This is a genomic window from Vibrio sp. 1249-1 (genome assembly GCF_033340495.1).
This window is the reverse complement of record NZ_JAWOWJ010000091.1, coordinates 1-1185: the sequence shown is the minus strand read 5'-3', so window position 1 is coordinate 1185 and position 1185 is coordinate 1. Positions and strand designations below refer to the sequence as shown.

The following is a 1185-nucleotide window of genomic DNA, read 5'->3' as shown; positions in this document are numbered from 1 at the left end:
TGGAAAACTAAGAAAGGCGTTCATCACTGCACTCAAGATTGGCCAATCTGATGCCTCCCCGCATGAACATATGCGGCCTTGTTTGGGAATCAGCCGCTTATACGTTAAGCTGCCGTTACTCAACTAAAAGATAGAAAGCGGATAAGCAGATGGAACATGTAGGTTCTCGTGCACTGATTGTGGAAGGCGGCGCAATGCGAGGGGTATTTTCTTGCTGAATACTCGACCATTTTTTAGCTGCGGACTTTTCTCCCTTCGACAGCTTTTGGGGCGTATCGGCTGGCGCAAATAATCTTGCCGCCTATTTGGCAAAAATGCCGGGCAGAAACCTAAAAATCTATCTCGATTACAGCCTAAGAAATGAGTTCATCACCCCCAGCCAGCTCATACGCGGTGGTGATGTCATGGATTTGGATTGGATGTGGCAAGTGACACTTGAAGAGTTAGGCATTGATAAAGAAGTGCTCGCTGCTGATCCGCGTCCTTTTTTCCTTGTCGTCACTCGTCAAGATACTGGACAGGCAGAATACCTCCCTCCGGACGTCGATATGTTAGCGGAGACCATGAAGGCCAGCAGCGCCCTGCCCGTACTCTATCGTAATGGCGTACTTCTTAATGGCACTCGATATGTGGATGGCGGCGTTGCAGATGCCCTGCCAATTGCCGAAGCCATCAAGAGAGGAGCGACGAAAATCATGGTCCTGCGCAGCCAGATCGCCAGTTACCGAAAACCAAGATCAAAGTTCAGTGCCATCACAAAACGTATGCTGAAGGAAACGCCAGCTCTGATTGAGCCTATGCTGACACGTGACGTTCGTTACAACCAAACATTGGAACTGATAAACAACCCGCCACCAGGCGTTGAGATAATCCAAGTGTGTCCACCAGAAACGTTTAAGTTAAAACGCTTAAGCCGCTCACCAGAACCTTTGCGAGAAGCATATGAACTGGGAATTGAGGCTGGCAAACAAGCCATAGAACGTTGGAATTCAATGTAAAGAAAAAAGCCACCTCGATTAAACGCAAGTTAATCTAGGTGGCTAATGCAAACTCGATGGCAGTGGATTATCGATTTGCTTCGCTACGAGCCCAATAAGTAGGCTCAAATACATTCAGCGTAATACTAAGACATCGGTCAAAATTGGCTGTTCGCTGTCGTTCGCTTTAATAGGTTTCGAACAGCCA

At 47.7% G+C, this 1185-nt stretch carries 1 pseudogene; it reads left to right on the top strand.

The window, feature by feature from the left end:
- Positions 1-149 precede the first annotated feature (149 nt).
- Positions 150-998 (top strand): annotated as a pseudogene (locus R7Z50_RS24475) (patatin family protein).
- The last annotated feature ends 187 nt before the right edge of the window (positions 999-1185 follow it).